16 protein-coding genes and 1 pseudogene are annotated in these 19,573 nt (G+C 71.6%); 9 read left to right on the top strand and 8 right to left on the bottom strand.

All coding sequences use genetic code 11. The features are described 5' to 3' along the window. Positions 1-622: 622 nt before the first annotated feature. A complete protein-coding gene (locus ACFYT4_RS16275; protein WP_389268820.1) occupies positions 623-1,699 on the bottom strand; it encodes a helix-turn-helix domain-containing protein in 1,077 nt (358 codons plus the stop codon). A gap of 236 nt (positions 1,700-1,935) precedes the next feature. On the opposite strand from ACFYT4_RS16275, the gene ACFYT4_RS16270 reads away from it, so the two are divergent. From ACFYT4_RS16270 to ACFYT4_RS16260, 3 genes are all read left to right on the top strand, one after another. Further along, a complete protein-coding gene (locus tag ACFYT4_RS16270) occupies positions 1,936-2,622 on the top strand; it encodes a helix-turn-helix domain-containing protein (RefSeq protein WP_389268818.1) in 687 nt (228 codons plus the stop codon). 103 nt (positions 2,623-2,725) lie between these two features. Continuing rightward, positions 2,726-3,256: a toxin-antitoxin system, toxin component gene (locus ACFYT4_RS16265; RefSeq protein WP_389268956.1), complete on the top strand. Its 531-nt coding sequence runs from the start codon at positions 2,726-2,728 to the stop codon at positions 3,254-3,256. Positions 3,257-3,277: 21 nt separating this feature from the next. After that, positions 3,278-4,528 carry an ROK family protein gene (locus tag ACFYT4_RS16260; RefSeq protein WP_389268816.1) on the top strand — a complete coding sequence of 417 codons (1,251 nt, stop codon included), beginning with the start codon at positions 3,278-3,280 and terminating at the stop codon, positions 4,526-4,528. A gap of 139 nt (positions 4,529-4,667) precedes the next feature. Here the strand turns inward: ACFYT4_RS16260 and xylA are convergent, their stop codons facing one another. Continuing rightward, complete coding sequence (gene xylA, locus ACFYT4_RS16255) at positions 4,668-5,837, bottom strand: xylose isomerase (RefSeq protein ID WP_389268814.1); 1,170 nt, start codon at positions 5,835-5,837, stop codon at positions 4,668-4,670. Between the two features lie 188 nt (positions 5,838-6,025). Here xylA and xylB point away from each other — a divergent pair, with 188 nt between their 5' ends. The 4 genes from xylB (at position 6,026) to ACFYT4_RS16235 (ending at position 10,644) form a co-directional block, all read left to right on the top strand. After that, complete coding sequence (gene xylB / locus ACFYT4_RS16250) at positions 6,026-7,498, top strand: xylulokinase (RefSeq protein WP_389268812.1); 1,473 nt, start codon at positions 6,026-6,028, stop codon at positions 7,496-7,498. Positions 7,499-7,992: 494 nt separating this feature from the next. Next, positions 7,993-8,463, top strand: a complete 471-nt coding sequence (locus ACFYT4_RS16245; RefSeq protein WP_389268810.1) for a cation:proton antiporter regulatory subunit — start codon at positions 7,993-7,995, stop codon at positions 8,461-8,463. Positions 8,464-8,465: 2 nt separating this feature from the next. Continuing rightward, the gene (locus tag ACFYT4_RS16240) at positions 8,466-9,701 is read left to right on the top strand and encodes a cation:proton antiporter (RefSeq protein ID WP_389268808.1); all 1,236 of its coding nucleotides are present in this window, start codon (positions 8,466-8,468) and stop codon (positions 9,699-9,701) included. A 148-nt stretch (positions 9,702-9,849) separates the two neighbouring features. Next, entirely contained in the window at positions 9,850-10,644 is a 795-nt protein-coding gene (locus ACFYT4_RS16235) for an N-formylglutamate amidohydrolase (protein WP_389268806.1), read from the top strand. A gap of 393 nt (positions 10,645-11,037) precedes the next feature. On the opposite strand, the pseudogene ACFYT4_RS16230 reads toward ACFYT4_RS16235, so the two are convergent. The 6 genes and pseudogenes from ACFYT4_RS16230 to ACFYT4_RS16205 all read right to left on the bottom strand — a co-directional run. Continuing rightward, a pseudogene (locus ACFYT4_RS16230) lies at positions 11,038-11,562 on the bottom strand (ABC transporter ATP-binding protein); the annotation flags it as partial. A 128-nt stretch (positions 11,563-11,690) separates the two neighbouring features. Next, the gene (locus tag ACFYT4_RS16225; RefSeq protein WP_389268804.1) at positions 11,691-12,368 is read right to left on the bottom strand and encodes a potassium-transporting ATPase subunit C; all 678 of its coding nucleotides are present in this window, start codon (positions 12,366-12,368) and stop codon (positions 11,691-11,693) included. A 5-nt stretch (positions 12,369-12,373) separates the two neighbouring features. After that, on the bottom strand, positions 12,374-14,479 hold the full coding sequence (gene kdpB / locus ACFYT4_RS16220) for a potassium-transporting ATPase subunit KdpB (RefSeq protein WP_389268802.1): 2,106 nt from the start codon (positions 14,477-14,479) through the stop codon (positions 12,374-12,376). After that, positions 14,476-16,164: a potassium-transporting ATPase subunit KdpA gene (gene kdpA, locus ACFYT4_RS16215; protein ID WP_389268800.1), complete on the bottom strand. Its 1,689-nt coding sequence runs from the start codon at positions 16,162-16,164 to the stop codon at positions 14,476-14,478. The genes kdpB and kdpA overlap by 4 nt, the downstream gene beginning before the upstream one ends. Before the next feature lie 7 nt (positions 16,165-16,171). Then, the gene (gene kdpF / locus ACFYT4_RS16210) at positions 16,172-16,261 is read right to left on the bottom strand and encodes a K(+)-transporting ATPase subunit F (RefSeq protein ID WP_037701211.1); all 90 of its coding nucleotides are present in this window, start codon (positions 16,259-16,261) and stop codon (positions 16,172-16,174) included. Further along, positions 16,258-16,437: a hypothetical protein gene (locus ACFYT4_RS16205; RefSeq protein ID WP_389268798.1), complete on the bottom strand. Its 180-nt coding sequence runs from the start codon at positions 16,435-16,437 to the stop codon at positions 16,258-16,260. Before ACFYT4_RS16205 ends, kdpF begins: the two co-directional genes overlap by 4 nt. Positions 16,438-16,619: 182 nt before the next feature. Here ACFYT4_RS16205 and ACFYT4_RS16200 point away from each other — a divergent pair, with 182 nt between their 5' ends. Together ACFYT4_RS16200 and ACFYT4_RS16195 are read left to right on the top strand one after the other, a co-directional pair. Beyond that, positions 16,620-18,590, top strand: coding sequence for an amino acid transporter (locus ACFYT4_RS16200; RefSeq protein WP_389268796.1), 1,971 nt, complete (start codon positions 16,620-16,622; stop codon positions 18,588-18,590). A gap of 246 nt (positions 18,591-18,836) precedes the next feature. Beyond that, complete coding sequence (locus ACFYT4_RS16195) at positions 18,837-19,439, top strand: DUF1989 domain-containing protein (protein WP_389268794.1); 603 nt, start codon at positions 18,837-18,839, stop codon at positions 19,437-19,439. Positions 19,440-19,573: the final 134 nt, after the last annotated feature.

Below are 19,573 nucleotides of genomic sequence, written 5' to 3'. Positions count from 1 at the left end.
GACCTGGACCTCGCAGAGACGGCGGCGAAAGGCCGTGCGGCGGCGGGTGCCACGGCGCCCCGGCCGTACGGCCTTTCGCGAGCGGCGCGGCACCGGTAGGCGCCGCCGGACCGCGCACCGTGGCCGCCGGGGCGGTGACGGCCCGTCCGCGGACGGGGGCCTGGAGCACGGTGTGGCCACCGTCGGATGGTGGGGCCTGGTGTGACATCCCGTCATCGTCGTGGCACGCCCGGGGCCATGACAAGAGTGACGACGAACGGTACGACCGGTTCCGGTTGTTGTCCCGCGCGGCTCCCGTAGCGGCCGACGGCGCCGTCCGGCCGGGGCAGCCGATTCCGCTTACCGCGGCCTGCCGGATGTGTCACGGGCGGAGAGCAGGTCGGCCACGGCTCGCCGAGGAGTACGCGGGCGCGGTTAGGGCGTTGCCCGGCGCGGAGATCCAGCCGTCGCCGGGCGTGCGGGGCGGCGGTTCGTCGACGGCGGCGGACGGCAAAGCCCGGGCCGGGCGATGGGGCGGGTTCCGGTAGCCGTGCACTCCCCCGGTCCGGTGTCCGTCACCGCGGTGCGCGTGCCCCGGTATCCCGCTGCGGTGTCCCGCCGCCCACCGGTCCTCCTCGCCGGCTCAGCCGCCGGAGACCGCCCGCAGATGGGACTTCCCCCGGCGGGCGTCCGGTGTCATGCCTCCGCGCTCCCGCAGCACCAGCGTCATCCGGGTGTAGCCCCGGTCCTGGAGGGTGGCCGGCGTCTCGTCGACGATCCGGCACTCGGAGTGACCCCACCGGGGATCCGGGTGGTGCAGCGGCCGTACGGCCCCGTCGTGGTGGACGGCCGCGGCTCCGGTGGCCCGCATCCAGTGCGGCAGTCCGCACCGGTAGGCGGCGTCCATGATCGGATCGTCCGCGATGTCCTGGCGAATGGCCTGAAGGACACCGTCGTCCCCGTAGCATTCCAGGGCCGATTCCAGCTGTGCGAGCAGCGGCAGGCACCAGCTCGTCTCCCGGTCGCCGAGCACCGCGCCCGCGTCGGGGTGGAAGAGCACGAACCGCAGGAAGTTCTGGTCCGGCATGGCGGTCGGATGGTGTCCCACACCCCGGAACAGCGCCTGGAAGGCCGGGTTGACGTGCGTGACGTCCCAGCGGCGGTCGAAGAGCACGGACGGCAGCGGTACGGCGTCCATCATCGCGGCGTAGTCGTGCAGATAGGCCAGGGTCCCCCGGTCGCGGGGAGGCGCCGGATCCGGTGCCCCGGACGATGAGTCGGCGGGCTCGGCGGGCAGGATATGCGCGGGCAGCGGCAGATACGGACGCGGCGACCCCGCGGGAAACGCCGGGCCGGACGGGCGCGCGGGCCCCAGCGCGCTCGCTCCGGACAGCCGGGGATCGGCCGAGTGCGGCAACTCCCGGTCCACGGCGAGCCGGAACAGCCAGCCGCCCTGCTGATCGCTCATCTCCAGCGCCTTCACCAGCGCGAACAGCTTGTCCTCGGTCCACTCATGGGCGGGAGCGCGCTCCCAGCTGCCATAGGCCCGGGTGCTGATCTCCAGCCGGGCGGCCACATCGGCCACGCTCAGCCCGAGCTCCTCCCGGCGGTCCCGGACCATGTCGGTGAACCGCCTCGACCGGAGTGTGCCGCGGCCCGTACCCGCGTGCCCCCGGCGCCCGTGGACACCAGGACGGTCGGTACCGGTCTCCTGTGTCATCGAGAACGCCACCCTTCTCGAAGTCCCGCTGCGGCGGCGCCTTTTGATCTTCACCCCGCCCGGTTGATCCTGCTCCCGATCGAGAGGCGGTGTCAACTATCGTGGCATTCCGCGCCGCTGAACGTTCAGAACGGGCCACAGCTGTGGCAAGACCTGGTTGCAAGGCCCCGGAACGGTTAATCTCCGGGCAGCCAATTGTGTGCGGAGCCCTCTCGCGTGATCTAGGAGACCTACTGGTGACAGACGGCTTCTCGGTTCCGGGCGTGGCGGCCGCAGGGTCGCTGGCGGCGTCGATCGCCCGTGTCACCGAAATCGCGGGCAGACTCGGACTGAGCCCCGGCGAGGTCTTCGACGCCCATCAGCTCTCGGAGGCGTCGGGGGTGCCCGCGGATGTGGTCGGCGCCCTGCTCGACGGCCGCCCGGCCGGTGAACCCGACCTCCAGGCACGCTTCCTCCAGCGCTTCGAGCTGCTGCGCAGGACCCGGCTCAAGTCCAACGGCCGCAGGTACACCCAGCAGGAGATCGCGGACGGCGCCGGAATGTCCCGCCAGCAGGCGGGCGCCCTCATCAACGGCGACCGCCGCCCCACCATGGAGCACTGCGACGCGATCCAGCGCTTCTTCCGGGTGCACGCGGGTTTTCTCACCGCCGCCGACCCGGACGCGCTGAACACCGCGCTCCAGCAGACCGAGCAGCGGCTCCTCCAGGACTACGCGGGCGAGGGCGACCCCCTGGAGCGGCTGCTCCAGGACCACGGCGTACGGGGCATCGCCTGGCGCGCCGCCCAGTTGCCGACCGACAAACACCGGGACAAGGTCACCGAATGGCTCGACCTCCTCCTGGAGACTGTCAAACCGGCTCCCAAACCGGCAGAATCAGCCAACCCGGCGGAATCGGGCGGACCGAAGCAGACGGAAACATGACTTCAGTACCGACCTGAATCCACGACAGGATTCCGGGACAGGCCGGTGCCGCGCACGGGCGGCCTCTGACGGGGAGAGGAGAACGGTGAGCATTGGCAAGGAGATGCGTCGGCTCTGCGGCGAGCTGGTAGCCGGGATCGACCTGCCCGCGCCGGCGGAGCCCGCCGATCTCTACGCGGCCCTGTGCGGCGGTATGAGCAGGCGCCGCGGCAGGCCCGTCCGCTACCGCACGGCCGCCTTTCCCCCCGGTACGGCCAGCGGGCTCTGGCTCGACATGACCGACCAGGACCTCATCGTCATCGAGGAACGCACTGCGCCCGACCACCAGTTGGTGATCCTCGGGCACGAGCTGTGGCACATGAAGGCCGGGCACTGCACCCACCACGTCGAGGGCGCGGCGGTCGCGGCCCGGCTGCTCTCCGACGAGGCCGACCTCCAGGACACCGTCCTCAAGGTCGCCGCGCGGACCCGCTTCGACCAGACCGAGGAGAACGAGGCGGAGAGCTTCGGTCTGCTCCTCGGCAGCAAGTGCCGCTCCTGGCTCGCCGGTTCGACCGGACGCGGCCCCCGGCGGCACGACGGGCTCGCCGGACGCATCGAGGCGTCCCTGGGATACCGCGGGCCACAGGGCTGATACGTGGAGCCACCCGCACGTGTGAGGCTGACCGGTCCCGTGGGCCGGGACCCTCTGGAGCCCAAGGCCGGCCGGGACACCGTGCGCCGTCACAATCTGAGCCTGGTGCTGCGGGCCGTCCGGGACGCGGGCGAGATCACCCGCGCCGGGGTCTCGGCCCGGGTGGGGCTGACCCGCGCCGCCATATCCTCCCTGGTCGAGCAGTTGCTGGAGAACGGCTTCCTCTCCGAGTCGGGCAAGACCTTCAGCGGCCAGGCCGGGCGCCCTGGCACCGTCCTCAAGGTCGCCCGTACCGGGGTCGCGGGCATCGGGGTCGAGATCAACGTCGACTACGTGTCGGTGTGCGTGGTGGATCTCGCGGGCACCGACCGGGTCCGTCTGGTCGAGCACCTCGACAACCGGGGCGCCTCCCCCGCGCGGGTGCTGGCCCGGGCCGCGCGGATCGCCTCACGGGCACTGGTGTCCGCGGTGGAGCAGGATCTGCGCCCGGTGGGCTCCGCGCTCGCCCTGCCCGGCCTGGTGACCGCCGGGACCGTACGGTCCGCGCCCAACCTCGGCTGGGTCCGGGTCCCGGCGGAGGATCTCTTCGCCGAGGCGCTCGCCGGGATGCGGCCCCGGCTGCCCGTGCTGCCGGTCCGCTCGGAGAACGAGGCGAATCTGGCGGCGCTGGCGGAACTGTGGTTCGGCGGGCTCGGGGACGTACGCACCTTTCTGTACCTCACCGGCGAGATCGGGGTCGGCGGGGCGCTGGTCCTCGGCGGTGAGCTGCTGCGCGGGGCGCACGGTTTCGCCGGGGAGATCGGCCATGTCGTCGTGGCACCCGACGGTCCCGAGTGCCGGTGCGGTTCGCGGGGCTGTCTGGAGCAGTACGCGGGGCAGTCCGCGCTGCTGCGGGCGGCGGGCCTGGACGAGTCGGACGGTTCGACGGGGGTGGCCGAGCTGGTGCACCGCGCCCGTGCCTCCGACGACCGGGCGCTGTCCGCGCTGGCGCGGGCGGGGCTGATGCTGGGGCGGGTCCTGTCCGGCGCGGTGAATCTCTTCGACCCGGACGCGGTGGTGCTCGGCGGTATCTACCGTCCGCTGGTTCCGTGGCTCGCGCCGCCGGCGGCGCGGGAGCTGTCGGCGCGGGTGGTCTCGGGGCTGTGGCAGCCGACGGCGGCGCGGCTGCGGGCGTCGTCGCCGGCGACGGACGCGGCGAGAGGGGCGGCGGCGCTGGTCGTCCAGGACGTCCTGACGGACCCTCTCGCGTTCAGCACCCGCGCGGCGGGCTGAGGAAGCCGCTCCCGGTCCGGGCCCACGACGTCCGGGCCGCCGAGCACCCGTGCCCGGACAAGGAGCGGCCCCGCCCGGGACAGGAGCGGCCGGGTCCGGGAACGGCCGTGTCCGGGCGGGGCCGGGAGCGGGGGTGGGATCAGGCGGTGGCGAGGAGGTGGTCGAGGGCCAGCTGGTCGAGGGTCTCGAACGCCATACCGCGCTCCGCCGCGCCGTCCACGTCGAAGTCCTCGAACGCCGAGCGGTCCGCCAGCAGCCCCGCCACTCCGTCCGCCGCCGTCGGCAGGGCCAGTTCGTCCAGGCGCGCCGCCCGCAGGGCCTCCCGGACCCTCGGGTCCGCGCGGAACGCGGCGGCGCGCTCCCGCAGGATCAGATAGTTCCGCATACAGCCGGCCGCCGACGCCCACACGCCGTCCGCGCCCTCCGTCCTCGGCGGCTTGAAGTCGAAGTGCCGGGGGCCCTCGTAGCCCGCCGACTCCAGCAGGTCGACCAGCCAGAAAGCGGAGCGCAGATCGCCCGCGCCGAAGCGGAGGTCCTGGTCGTACTTGATGCCGTTCTGGCCGTTGAGGTCGATGTGGAACAGCTTGCCCGCCCACAGCGCCTGGGCGATCGAGTGCGTGAAGTTCAGCCCGGCCATCTGCTCGTGCCCGACCTCCGGGTTGACCCCGAACAGCTCGGGCCGTTCGAGGCGCTCGATGAAGGCGAGGGCATGGCCGACCGTCGGCAGCAGGATGTCGCCGCGCGGCTCGTTGGGCTTGGGCTCGATGGCGAAACGGAGGTCGTAGCCCTGCTCGGTGACGTACTGCCCGAGCAGGTCGAACGCCTCCTTCATCCGGTCGAGCGCCACCCGCACGTCCTTCGCCGCGCCGGACTCGGCGCCCTCCCGTCCGCCCCAGGCGACATAGGTGTGCGCGCCGAGCCCGGCCGCGAGATCGATGTTGCGGATCGTCTTGCGCAGCGCGTACCGGCGTACGTCCCGGTCGTTCGCGGTGAAGCCGCCGTCCTTGAAGACGGGGTGCGTGAAGAGATTGGTGGTGGCCATGGGCACGACGAGCCCGGTCGCGTCCAGCGCCTGCCGGAAGCGCTTGACGTGGGTCTCGCGCTCCGACTCGGACGCGCCGAAGGGGATGAGGTCGTCGTCGTGGAAGGTCACCCCGTACGCGCCCAGGTCGGCGAGCCGCTGCACCGTTTCCACGGGGTCCAGCGGCGGCCGGGTCGCGTCCCCGAAGGGGTCCCTGCCCTGCCAGCCGACCGTCCACAGGCCGAAGCTGAACTTGTCGCCGGGGGTGGGGGTGAAGCGTTCCGTCATGGCTCTGACCGCCTTCGATCCGCTGTTTGACAGGTTGTTTGTTTTCTTCGCTTACTAATGATGCACATCGCAGGGGTGTTACAGAAGCCCCTCAACACCTGTTCCTCGTCGTCAGGTTGGCGTAATTTGTTTCACCTGTGGCCAAATTGGGCCCCGGATGGAGAAGCAGGGACGGAGAGGTGGAGGCAATGCCGAGCCAGGCTGTCGTCATCGGCGTGGACAGCTCGACCCAGTCCGCGAAGGCGGCGTTCATCGAGGTGGCGACCGGCCGGATCCTCGCCGTGGGCCGGGCCGCGCACGAGGTCAGCGGCGCGGAGGGCGCGCGGGAGAGCGACCCCGAGGCCTGGTGGCAGGCCCTGCGGGAGGCCGTCGCCCTCGGGCTCAAGGAGTCCGGTGTGCCGGCGTCGTCGGTGACGGGCATCGCCGTCGCCGGACAGCAGCACGGGCTTGTCGTCCTGGACGGGTCGGGGCGTCCGGTGCGTCCCGCGATGCTCTGGAACGACACCAGGTCGGCACCGCAGGCCGCCGCTCTCACCGGGGAACTCGGCGGTCCCGGCGCGTGGGCGGCGCGGACCGGATCGGTGCCGGTGGCGTCCCTGACCGCCTCCAAGTGGCGGTGGCTTCGCGAGCACGAACCGCGCGCGGCCGAGGCGGCCGCGGCCGTACGGCTCCCCCACGACTTCCTCACCGAGCGGCTCGCGGGTGTCGCCGTGACCGATCCCGGCGACGCGTCCGGCACCGGCTGGTACTCCACCGGGACCGGGGCGTACGACCCGGGGCTGCTGGAGCTCATCGGTCTGGACGCGGGACTGCTGCCCGCGGTGGCCCCCACCGGGAGCACCCGCGCCGGATCGCTCACGGCCGCGGCGGCGGACGCCCTCGGCCTGCCCGCGGGCATCGCCGTCGCCGCGGGCACGGGCGACAACATGGCCGCCGCGGCGGGACTGGGGCTCGGGGGCGGGGGCCTGCTCGACCATCCGGTGCTCAGCCTCGGCACCTCGGGCACGGTGTTCGCGGCGACCCGCGCCCGGCCCGTGTCGCCCGCGCTCTCCGGCTTCGCGGCCACCGACGGTACGTATCTCCCGCTGGCCTGCACCCTGAACTGCACGCTCGCCGTGGACAGGATCGCCGCGCTGCTGGGGCTGAGCCGGGACACGGCGGAGGCGGGCGGGGAGGTCGTCCTGCTGCCGTATCTCGACGGCGAGCGGACTCCCGACCTGCCGGACGCGTCCGGTTTCCTCACCGGTCTGCGGCACACGACGAGCCGTCAGCAGATCCTCGGAGCGGCGTACGAAGGGGCCGTGGTGACGGTCCTGCGCGCGCTGGACGAGGTGCTGCGGGCGTGCGGCCTCGACCCCACGGACCCGGAGGTCGCCGCCCGTCCGCTGCGGCTGGTCGGGGGCGGGGCGCGGGGGCACCACTGGGTGGAGACCGTCCGCCGGCTCTCGGGCCGGCCCCTGCTGATCCCCCCGACCGGCGAACTGGTGGCCGTCGGCGCGGGCGCCCTGGCCGCGGGCGCGTCGACCGGTGACGATCCGGTGGAGCTGGCACGGACGTGGCAGGGGGCGGTGGGCAGAACGGTCGAGCTGCCGCCGGTGGAACGGGACGCGGCGACGTGGTCCCGAGTCTCGGAGGCCATCGACCGGACCGTCTCGCGCTGAGGCCTCACCCTTCCCGGTTCCGGCCCCGGGACCCGGCCGGCCCGCGCCCCGGGCGGGAACCCGGGGCCGGAAGCGTCCGCCTCGGGGCCCGCACGGCCCCCGGATCTTGTCGTCGGCGTCCGTCTCGGGGCCCGCCACGACCCCTCCCGGGCCGAGGACGGACAGGGCGGATCCCCCGGGCCGACGCACCGGTCACCGCGAGCGGGCGGCGGCCTCGGCGCGGCGCCATCGGCGCCCCGCTTCCCCGGACGCGGCGCCATCGGAGGCCGAGCCCCCGCACCCCGGGGCTCCCGGCACCCGGCGGTGCTCCGGGCGGGGCGCGGGACGGGTGGTCTTCGGGGGAATGGCCGAGGTCCGGGCGGTGCTCGACCGGATACGGGGCGGCACCGCCCGCCGGGGCGGTCGGCCCGGTCCGTAAAATACGTTTGTCCACCACCCATCACCCCGCTCACCCGACCACGGTGAGAGGACGACCCACGCCTCGGGAGGCGAGCATGGGCACCCGTCGCACCTCATTGCCGGGAGTCGGGACGCAGTACGACTTCACCACCGAGGAAGGGCGTCACATCTCCGTCGTCGTGCACCACGACGGCCGCCGGTTCCTCGGCTTCTACGCGTCGGACGACCCCGACGCGTGCCGGCTCTCGGTCCCGCTGTCCTCCGAGGAGGCCACCGCGCTGGCACATCTCATCGATCCCGCGCCGATCGACGCCGTACGGACGGACGGCATCGACCTGGTGACGGAGCACATCCAGGTGGGACCGAGGTCCCCGTACATCGGCCGGCTGCTCGCCGAGACGGCGGCGCGGACGAGGACCGGTGCGTCCATCGTGGCCGTGCTGCGGCGGACGAGCGCCCATCCGTCGCCGGGGCCGGACTTCCGCTTCGCGCTCGGCGACACCCTGGTCGCGGTGGGCACCCGTGAGGGCGTCGACGCGCTCGCCGAGATCATCGCGGAAGGCTGATCGTGCACGACACCACGGCACTGCTGATCGAACTCGGGGCGATCATCCTCGGTCTCGGTCTGATAGGGCGGGGCGCCGGGCGGATCGGCATGTCCCCCATACCCCTGTACCTCCTCGTGGGCCTGGCGTTCGGGCACGGCGGGCTGTTCCCGTTCAGCGCGAGCGAGGACTTCGTGGCCGTCGGCGCGGAGATCGGCGTCATTCTGCTGCTGCTTCTGCTGGGTCTCGAATACAGCGCGTCCGAACTGGTCGGCAGCCTGAAGACGCAGTACCCGTCCGGCGCGGTCGACTTCGTGCTCAACGCGCTGCCGGGCGCGGCGGCGGCACTGCTGCTGGGCTGGGGGCCGGTCGCGGCGGTCGCACTGGCCGGTGTCACCTGGATCTCCTCGTCCGGAGTCATCGCGAAGGTGCTCACGGACCTGGGGCGGCTGGGCAACCGGGAGACCCCGGTGATCCTCGGCATCCTGGTCATGGAGGACCTGGCGATGGCGGTGTATCTGCCGCTGCTCACCGCGCTGCTGGCCGGTGTGGGACTCGCGGGCGGCAGCATCACGCTGCTGATCGCGCTGGGCGCGGTCGGGATCGTGCTGTACCTCGCCCTCCGGCACGGCCGGCTGATCAGCCGCGCGGTGTCCTCCGACAATCCGGAGATGCTGCTGCTGGTGGTGCTGGGGCTGACCCTGCTGGTGGCGGGCGTCGCCCAGGAGCTCCAGGTATCCGCCGCCGTGGGTGCCTTCCTGGTCGGTATCGCGCTGTCCGGGGAGGTCGCCGAGGGCGCCCGTAAGCTCCTCACACCGCTGCGGGACCTGTTCGCCGCGGTGTTCTTCGTCTTCTTCGGGCTCTCCACGGACCCCACCGCGATCCCGCCGGTCCTGCTGCCCGCGCTGGTGCTGGCCATCGTCACGACCGTCACCAAGATCCTCACCGGCTGGTACGCGGCCCGGCGCGCGGGCATCGGCTTCCCCGGCCGGCTGCGGGCGGGCGGGGCGCTGGTGGCCCGGGGCGAGTTCTCGATCGTCATCGCGGGGCTGGCCGTCGGGGCCGAACCCCGGATCGGGCCGATCGCCACGGCGTACGTCCTGATCCTGGTCATCCTCGGACCACTGGCCGCCCGCTTCACGGAACCGCTCGTCACCCGGCTGCGCGGCCCGCGGAAGGGGGAGGTGCCACCGGAGTGCCGCGACGAGACGGTGCCGCCGCAGGTCGTGCTCGACAAGGCCCGTACGACGACCGACTGACCGAACGCCTTGCCGTCCCGATGCCCCCGCGGGCTCCCGGCCCCGCGGGGGCATCGGGACGGGCGGGGGCAACCGGGCACGACGTCCGGACACGACCGCCGGCCTCGACCGCTTCCTCCCGGACCGCCTCACCTTCTCAAGGACACCCATGACCTCTGCGCACGACTCCTTCCGGCTCCTCCCGGGCGCCGCCGACTCACCCGTGATCCTGCACGTCCCGCACTCCTCGCGGGTGATTCCCGAGTCCGTGCGCTCCGGCATCGTGCTCGACGACAGCGCCCTGGAGCGCGAGCTGGACCACATCACCGACGCGCACACCGCCGAGCTGGCCTCGGCCGCCGCGGCACTCGCCGGACGCACGCCCTGGCGTTTTGTCAACGGCCTCTCCCGGCTGGTCGTCGACCCGGAGCGGTTCCCCGACGAGCGCGAGGAGATGCTCTCGGTCGGCATGGGCGCGGTCTACACGGCGACCACGCACCGCGAGGCGCTGCGCCCGGCCGGCACGGACCCGCGGCCGCTGATCGAGCGGTACTTCCAGCCGTACGCACGTGCCATGGCGGACGCCGTGGCGGGCCGGCTGGCCGCCACCGGGCGGGCGGTCGTCGTCGATGTCCACTCGTATCCGACGGAACGGCTTCCGTACGAACTCCACGGCGACGGCCCCCGCCCGCCGGTCTGTCTGGGCACCGACGCCTTCCACACCCCGCCCGACCTGCTCGCCCACGCCGAACGGGCGTTCGCGGGCTTCGGCGGGACGGGGGTCGACAGCCCGTTCACCGGCACCTATGTGCCGCTGGAGTTCTACGGCGAGGACGCCCGCGTCGGCGCGCTGATGGTCGAGATCCGGCGGGATGTGTACATGGAGGAGCCGGGCGGCCCCTCCGGTCCCGGTCTCGACGCGCTGGCCGGAGCGCTGGCCGCGCTCGTGGACCGACTCTCCTAGGGCGTGTATCGAAAGTAGCGCCGTCCGCCCGGAGGGCGGGGCCTGCGGCGTCCGGTGCGTGCAATCGCAAGGCGGAGGGTCGCCCTCGTACTGGACGTACTTGGGTGATTCCGACAACGCAGCGAGTGTGCGTGCTGGGCGTCGCAGGCCAGGCGGGACTTTCGATACACGCCCTAGGGCTGTCCCGGCGGCGGTGGCGAGGCTCGGGCGTCCGCCGTGCCGGCTCCCGAGGAGGCCGAGTCCGTCCTGGCCGCCCGGCGTCGATGCCGGCACGGCCGGGCCTTCCACGGGTGTTTCCACAGCCTGATGTCCGACGGGAAGCCCATCGACGGCAACAGCCCGGGTGCCACGGGAGTTCGACGGATGACTCGCGGACCGCGTGATCCGTTCCGGTGGGGACACGGCCAGCAGCAGCACGGCCACGACCGCGAAGGCGATCACGGAGCCGAAGCCGGGCCCGGTGATCGTGAGGGCGTTCGCCATGAGGGAGACATCGGAGAACCCGATGGTGACGACCTCGCCCGCGGTGACCCGCCGGGGCAGCGCGGCGCCGAGCCGGGTGGCATGCGCCACGACGACCCGTACGGAACGGAACGCGGCGTCCAGCCGGACCCGGGTCATGGTGCGGTGCCGCATGATCGCCAGCCAGGCGTCGAGGACGCCGACCGCGAGGAGGGCCGCGACCCAGCCGAGGAGCCCGGTCCGGTTCCCCGGCTCCAGCCCCTCGTCGATGGCGCGGGCGAGCAGATACGGCGGGACGGTCAGTCCGACCGTCCAGGCGCTGCCGAGGAAGGCCCCGGCGGCGACCCGGCGTTTCTGGCTGGTGACCAGCCACCACAGATAGCGGCCCGCACTGCGGCAGTCGGGATTCTCGGGGGATCGGGGGCTTCGGGGTCCGCTGTCCGCCGGCGCATGCACGGCACACTCGTATGCGCCGTCCCGCCGTCCGGTAGTGGTTTTTCCGGGGCGCCCGAGGGACAGCACCCGGCCCCGGGGCGGAGCGCGGCCGTCGTCCGGCGCGCGGCCCGGCCCCGGGGCCCGGGAGGCTACTGACCCTTCGTCAGTTCTTTGAGGGCGACGTTGAGTTCCAGGACATTGACCCGGGGTTCGCCGATGAAGCCGAGGATCCGGTCGCTGGTGTGGTCCTCGACCAGTTTCCGGACCTGGTCGACACCGAGCCCGTTCTTCTCGGCGACCCGGCGGACCTGGAGTTCCGCGTACGCGGGAGAGATGTCGGGGTCCAGGCCCGATCCCGAGGAGGTGACCGCGTCCGGGGGCACGTCCGAGGGCCTGGGCGTGTAGCCGGACGCCTTGTTGTCCTCGACGACGGCCCGCTTCGCCGACGTCACCCAGTCGATCAGCTCCTTGTTGTTCCCGGCCCGGTTGGTCGCGCCGGAGAGGATCAGGGAGTACTGGGTGTTGACACTGTTGCTGCCGAGGCCGTTGGACGGGCGCGGCTGGAACCACCGCAGATCGGGCCGCGGTGCCTCGTCGGGGTCGTCGGGGTTCTTCTTCGGCAGCAGATAGGTCTGGCCGATGAGGGAGGAGCCCACGACCTTGCCGTCGGCCGTGATCTCGGAGCCGTTGGCCTTGTCGTTGAAGAGGGCCTGGGCGACCCCGGTGACGGCGAGCGGGTAGATGACGCCGCAGACGATGGTCAGGACGAGAACGGCCCGCAGGCCCGCCGCGATGAGCCGTCCCGTGTTGCGTACGGAGGTGTTCATGGTCGTCACCCGATGCCAGGGATGGAGGAGATGATCAGGTCGAGGAGTTTGATGCCGATGAAGGGGGCGATCAGCCCGCCGAAGCCGTAGATCCCGAGGTTGCGGCGGAGCATGCGGTCAGCGCTGGTGGGGCGGTAGCGCACACCGCGCAGGGCGAGCGGCACCAGGGCGACGATGATCAGCGCGTTGAAGACGACCGCGGAGAGGATCGCGGACTCGGGCGAGGACAACCGCATGATGTTCAGGGTGTCCAGCCCCGGATAGGCCGCCGCGAACATCGCCGGGATGATGGCGAAGTACTTGGCGACGTCGTTGGCGATGGAGAAGGTGGTCAGCGCGCCCCGGGTGATGAGGAGCTGCTTGCCGATCTCGACGATCTCGATCAGCTTGGTGGGGTTGGAGTCCAGGTCGACCATGTTCCCGGCCTCCTTGGCGGCCGAGGTGCCGGTGTTCATCGCGACACCGACGTCGGCCTGGGCCAGCGCCGGGGCGTCGTTCGTCCCGTCACCGGTCATCGCGACCAGCTTCCCGCCCGCCTGCTCCCGCTTGATGAGGGCCATCTTGTCCTCGGGGGTGGCCTCGGCGAGGAAGTCGTCGACACCGGCCTCCTCAGCGATGGCGCGCGCGGTCAGCGGGTTGTCACCGGTGATCATGACGGTCTTGATGCCCATGCGGCGCAGTTCCTCGAACCGGTCCCGCATACCGTCCTTGACGACGTCCTTGAGGTGGATGACCCCCAGGACCCGCGCGCCCTCGCCGTCCTTGACCGCGACGAGCAGCGGTGTGCCGCCCTTCTGCGAGATCTCGTCGGTGACCCGGTCGGCGTCGTCGGAGACGGTGCCGCCCTGGTCCCTGACCCAGGTGGTCACGGAGGACGTCGCGCCCTTGCGGATGCTGCGGCCGTCGACGTCGACGCCGGACATCCGGGTCTGGGCGGTGAACGCGATCCACTCGGCCTGCTCCAGCTCGCCCTGGTGGCGTTCGCGCAGTCCGTACTTCTCCTTGGCGAGGACGACGACCGAGCGGCCCTCGGGGGTCTCGTCGGCGAGCGAGGAGAGCTGGGCGGCGTCGGCGAGTTCGGCCGCGGTGCAGCCGCCGACGGGGACGAACTCGGCCGCCTGGCGGTTGCCGAGGGTGATCGTACCGGTCTTGTCCAGCAGCAGGGTCGACACATCGCCCGCCGCCTCGACGGCCCGGCCGGACATGGCGAGCACATTGCGCTGGACGAGCCGGTCCATGCCCGCGATGCCGATCGCCGACAGCAGCGCTCCGATGGTCGTCGGGATCAGACAGACCAGCAGGGCCGTCAGCACGATGAGCGAGGTCTCGTGGTCGGCGCCCGCGTAGATCGCGAACGGCTTGAGGGTGACCACGGCCAGCAGGAAGACGATCGTCAGCGAGGCGAGCAGGATGTTGAGCGCGATCTCGTTGGGCGTCTTCTGCCGGGCGGCGCCCTCCACCAGGGCGATCATCCGGTCGATGAAGGTCTCGCCGGGCTTGGTGGTGATCTTGACGACGATCCGGTCGGAGAGCACCTTCGTCCCGCCGGTGACCGCGCTGCGGTCGCCGCCGGACTCACGGATGACGGGCGCCGACTCGCCGGTGATGGCCGACTCGTCGACGGAGGCGACTCCCTCCACGACATCGCCGTCGCCGGGGATGATGTCGCCGGCCTCGCAGACCACCTGATCGCCGATGCGCAGATCCGTTCCCGGGACCCGCTCCTCCTGCCGGCCGGTCAGCCGGCGCGCGACCGTGTCGGTCTTGGCCTTGCGCAGGGTGTCGGCCTGGGCCTTGCCCCGCCCCTCGGCCACGGCCTCCGCCAGATTGGCGAAGATCGTGGTCAGCCAGAGCCAGGCGGTGATCGCCCAGCCGAACCAGTCGCCCGGCTCGGTGGCCGCCAGCACGGTGGTGACGACCGAGCCGATGAGCACGACGAACATCACGGGGGACTTGACCATCACCCGCGGGTCGAGCTTTCTCAGCGCGTCAGGGAAGGACTTCACCAGCTGTTTGGGGTCGAACAGACCCCCGCCGATCCGCCCGTCCGAGGGCTTGTGACCCGTGGGCACGTCCGAGTGCGGCGCCCGGGTGGGAGTAATCGTGCTCATGACGCGAGCCCTTCGGCGAGCGGACCCAGCGCCAGCGCCGGGAAGTAGGTCAGTCCGGTGATGATGAGGATGGTGCCGACCAGCAGACCCGTGAACAGCGGCTTCTCGGTCCGCAGCGTTCCGGCGGTGGCGGGGACCGGCTTCTGCTCGGCGAGGGAACCGGCGAGCGCGAGGACGAAGACCATCGGGAGGAAGCGGCCCAGCAGCATCGCCAGTCCGAGGGTGGTGTTGTACCACTGGGTGTCGGCGTTGAGGCCGGCGAAGGCCGAGCCGTTGTTGTTGGCGCCCGAGGTGTAGGCGTACAGGATCTCGGAGAAGCCGTGCGCCCCCGAGCCGGCCACCGCGTCCGCCGCGGTGTTGGTGATGGAGTCGGGCGGGGTGGGCAGGGCGATCGCGAGGCCGGTGAAGCACAGCACGAGCGCCGGGGTGACGAGGATGTAGCAGGCCGCCAGCTTGATCTCGCGGGTGCCGATCTTCTTGCCGAGGTACTCGGGCGTACGGCCGACCATCAGGCCCGCGATGAAGACGGCGATGATCGCCATGATCAGCATTCCGTAGAGCCCGGAGCCGACACCACCGGGCGCGATCTCGCCCAGTTGCATGCCGAGCATCGCGATACCGCCGCCGTATCCGGTGAAGGAGGAGAGGAAGCTGTTGACGGCTCCGGTGGAGGTGAGCGTGGTGGCCACGGCGAAGATCGACGAGCCGCCGACGCCGAACCGGGTCTCCTTGCCCTCCATCGCGCCGCCCGCGATGTCGAACGCCTCGCCCGGGTGGGCGAACTCGGTCCACATCATCAGCGCGGTGAAGCCGATCCAGATGAGGACCATCGTGCCGAGGATCGCGTACCCCTGCTTCACACTGCCGACCATGCGGCCGAACGTGCGGGTGATCGACAGCGGGATGACCAGGATCAGGAAGATCTCCAGCAGATTCGAGAGCCCGTTGGGGTTCTCGAAGGGGTGGGCGGAGTTGGCGTTGAAGTAGCCGCCGCCGTTGGTGCCCAGCTCCTTGATGGCCTCCTGGGAGGCGACCGCGCCGCCGTTCCACTGCTGGCTGCCGCCCGTGAACTGGCCGACCGGGTGGATCCCCGCGAAGTTCTGGATGGCACCGCAGGCGACCAGCAGGATCGCGCCGATCACGGCCATCGGGAGCAGGATGCGCACGGTTCCGCGGACCAGGTCGGCCCAGAAGTTGCCCAGCTCACCGGTGCGGGAGCGGGCGAAGCCCCGGACGAGGGCGACGGCCACCGCGATCCCGACGGCCGCCGAGACGAAGTTCTGCACCGCGAGGCCGCCGGTCTGCACCACGTGCCCCATGGCCTGCTCGCCGTAGTACGACTGCCAGTTGGTGTTGGAGACGAAGGACGCGGCCGTGTTGAACGCCTGGTCGGGGTCGATCGACTGGAACCCGAGGGAGCCGGGCAGCGAGCCCTGCAGGCGCTGGAGCAGATACAGGAACAGGACACCGACCGCGGAGAACGCCAGCACACCCCGCAGATAGGCGGGCCAGCGCATGTCCGTGTTCGGGTTGGCACCGATGGCCTGGTAGATCCACCGCTCCACCCGCAGATGCCGGTCGGAGGAGTAGACCCGGGCCATGTAGTCGCCCAGCGGACGGTGGACCAGGGCGAGCGCCACCATCAGCGCCAGCAACTGGAGCACACCGGCAAGTACGGGACTCATATCCGGTCTAGAACCTCTCCGGGTACAGAAGGGCGAGGACGAGGTAGCCCAGCAGGGCGACGGCCACGATCAGGCCGACGATGTTCTCGGCGGTCACAGCTTTGCCACCCCCTTGGCGATGAGTGCCACCAGCGCGAACACCGCGATCGTGGTGACGACGAAGGCCACGTCGGCCATCGTGAGCTCCTGTATGGGATCGGAACTGCTCGGTTTCGGACTGTTCGAGGAAACCCCGATTTCGGCCGGTTCACCGCATTCGTTGACACGTCCCATACGGGCTGCTCGGCGCTCTTTACGCAACCTGTACGGCAACCTGCCCGGCGGACGCACGGGCTGCCGGTCCGACGTGGCCGGGTGAGGATGATCCCCAGGGCCGCCGTGGCCGGAATCCCGCCTGCCGGGACCGGGGCGGGAAGGACAGGGAGTACGCCCATGAACGGCACACGGGTACGCCCATGAGCGGCGCGGGGACCGACACCGTGCCCCGGCGGGGGCACCCCTACGGGCGCTGGCGCGGCTGGCTGCTCCAGGGGCTGATCGAGCAGACGGCCCGCCATCCGGGGCCGCACGGCACCCCGCACGCCGAGGCGAAGGGCCACCGCTGGTGGCGGGTCATGTGTCTCACCGGCGTGGACTACTTCTCCACCCTCGGCTACCAGCCCGGTATCGCGGCTCTGGCGGCCGGGCTGCTCTCCCCGCTGGCGACGCTGGTCCTCCTCGCGCTGACCCTGCTGGGCGCGCTGCCGGTCTACCGCAGGGTGGCCCGGGAGTCACCGCACGGCGAGGGCTCGATCGCCATGCTGGAGCGGCTGCTGCCCTGGTGGGCGGGGAAGCTGTTCGTCCTCGTCCTGCTGGGCTTCGCCGCGACCGACTTCATCATCACCATCACCCTCTCGGCGGCCGACGCGTCGGCGCACGTGGTGGAGAACCCGTACGCCCCCGCATGGCTCAACGGCACCAATCTGTGGATCACCCTGGTGCTCATCGGACTGCTCGGCGGGATCTTCCTCAAGGGCTTCCGGGAGGCCATCGGGGTCGCCGTCCCTCTCGTGGCCGTCTATCTGACCCTCAATCTGGTGGTACTGGCGGCATCGGCGTGGCAGGTGGCACACGAGCCGGTGGTGATCGGCGACTGGTGGACGGCGATGACGGGTCAGCACTCGTCGCCGTTCGTCATGGTCGGGGTGGCGCTGCTGGTCTTCCCCAAGCTGGCGCTCGGCATGTCCGGCTTCGAGACCGGGGTGGCGGTGATGCCGCAGATCAAGGGCGATCCCGCCGACACCTACGAGAACCCCGCGGGCCGGATCCGCGACACCCGCAAGCTGCTCACCACGGCCGCGCTGATCATGAGCTGTTTCCTGCTGCTGTCCAGTCTGGCGACGACGCTGCTGATCCCCCAGGAGGACTTCAAGGCGGGCGGTCCGGCGAACGGCCGCGCGCTCGCCTATCTGGCGCACAAGAACCTGGGCGAGGTCTTCGGCACGTTCTACGACGTCTCCACCATCTGCATCCTGTGGTTCGCGGGCGCCTCCGCCCTCGCCGGGCTGCTCAATCTCGTCCCCCGGTTCCTGCCGCGCTACGGGATGGCACCCGAGTGGACGCGTGCGGTGCGTCCGCTGGTCCTGGTGTTCGTGGCGATCGCCGTCGGCATCACCCTGTACTTCGACGCGAACGTCGACAAGCAGAGCAGCGCGTACGCCACGGGCGTCCTGGTCCTGATGCTCTCGGCGTCCTTCGCCTCCACGGTCGCCGTGCACCGCAGGGGCCGCCGCAGGGCGGCGGCGGGCTTCGGCACGATCACGGCCGTGTTCGCGTACACCCTGGTCGCGAATGTGATCGAACGGCCCGACGGCATCAAGATCGCCGCCCTGTTCATCCTGACGATCCTGGTGACCTCCTTCGCCTCCCGGGTGCACCGCGCCTTCGAGCTGCGCGCGGCCAAGGTCGTCTTCGACGAGACCGCGGGCAGGTTCATCGACGAGGCGGCCGTGGTGGGGCCGCTGCGGATCATCGCGAGCGATCCGACCGAGCACCCCCGGGCCGAGTACCGCGCGAAGGAGTACAGCAAGCGCGAGGAGACGCACATCCCCGGCGGGCAGCCCGTCCTCTTCCTGGAGGTCTTCATCAAGGACTCCTCCGACTTCACGACCGATCTGCTCGTCCGCGGTGACGAGAAGTACGGCGTCCGGCGGCTGCGGGTGGACGGGACCACGGTGGCCAACACGATCGCCGCGGTGCTGGTGCGGCTGCGCGATCGTACGGGCGAGATCCCGCACGCCTACTTCACCTGGACGGAGGGCCATCCCGTGGGCCAGCTGCTGCGCTTCCTGGTCTTCGGCGAGGGCGAAGTGGCGCCGGTGACGCGGGAGGTCCTGCGCAGGGCGGAGCCGGATCCGGCGCTCAGGCCCAGGGTGCACGTGGGGTGAGCACTCCGCGTCCGCCCGCACCGGGCCGACGGGTGCGGGGGCGCATCACCACCGGGGCGGGCGATCGCCGGCGAGCGTCCGGCGACAGGTGATCGAGTCCGTGAGCCGCACACGTCGCCCGAACGCGTGTCCCTGACCTGGGACCCGAATCCGTGATCCGGACCGTTGATCGGGACCCGTGATCAGGGCGAGCCGTCCGGACGCCTACCTTCACACGAGAGACCGAACGAGCGAAGGGGAGCAGTCATGACCGGGCACACCCGTACGGTGACCGTGCCGGCGCAGGAGGGCCGTGCGTTCGGCGCCGCGGCCGGCGACCTCGTGGAGATCGTGGACGTCGAGGGGCACCAGGTGGGCGACCTGTGGGTGATCGACGCCGCCGATCACGGGCGCTGGCTGTCCACCAGCCATACCCGGGACCGGCTGGAGCGGATGTTCCCCCGGCCCGGCGAGCAGTTCACCGACCAGTTCAGGGAGCCCATCGCCGAATTCGTCGCGGACACCTCGCCCGGCAGCCACGACATGCTCTTCCCGCCCTGCAACCGGTGGCTCTACGAGAGCGAAGGGCTCATGGACCACCCGAACTGCCACGACAACTTCATCACCTCGGCAGCCTCGGCCGGTGTCGTACTGCCCGTGGTGCCCGACCCGGTGAACATCTTCCAGAACTCGGCCCCCGAGCCGGACGGAACCCTCGATGTACTCACCGCCGCCTCGGAGGCCGGCGACTCGGTCACTCTGCGCATCCTGCGCGACGCCGTTGTCGTCCTCACCGCCTGCTCCGTCGACTACTGGCCGACGAACAACATGAAGTGCACCCCGCTGCTCGCCCGGGTCGGCCCCGCGTGAGAGAGCCTCACGAGGACGGGGCCGGGCACCCACGACAACGGTACGAAGACGCGTGGCCGGCGGCGCCGGTGCGGCTCTGCCCGCGCGACGGCGGGAACCGGAGCGGCCCGCCCCCGCGTCCTCGCCCCGTGACG

Source organism: Streptomyces sp. NPDC004609 (genome assembly GCF_042873655.1).
Classification (GTDB): domain Bacteria; phylum Actinomycetota; class Actinomycetes; order Streptomycetales; family Streptomycetaceae; genus Streptomyces.
Note: the sequence above shows the minus strand (reverse complement) of the source record. Positions and strands in the feature narration are given on the sequence as shown.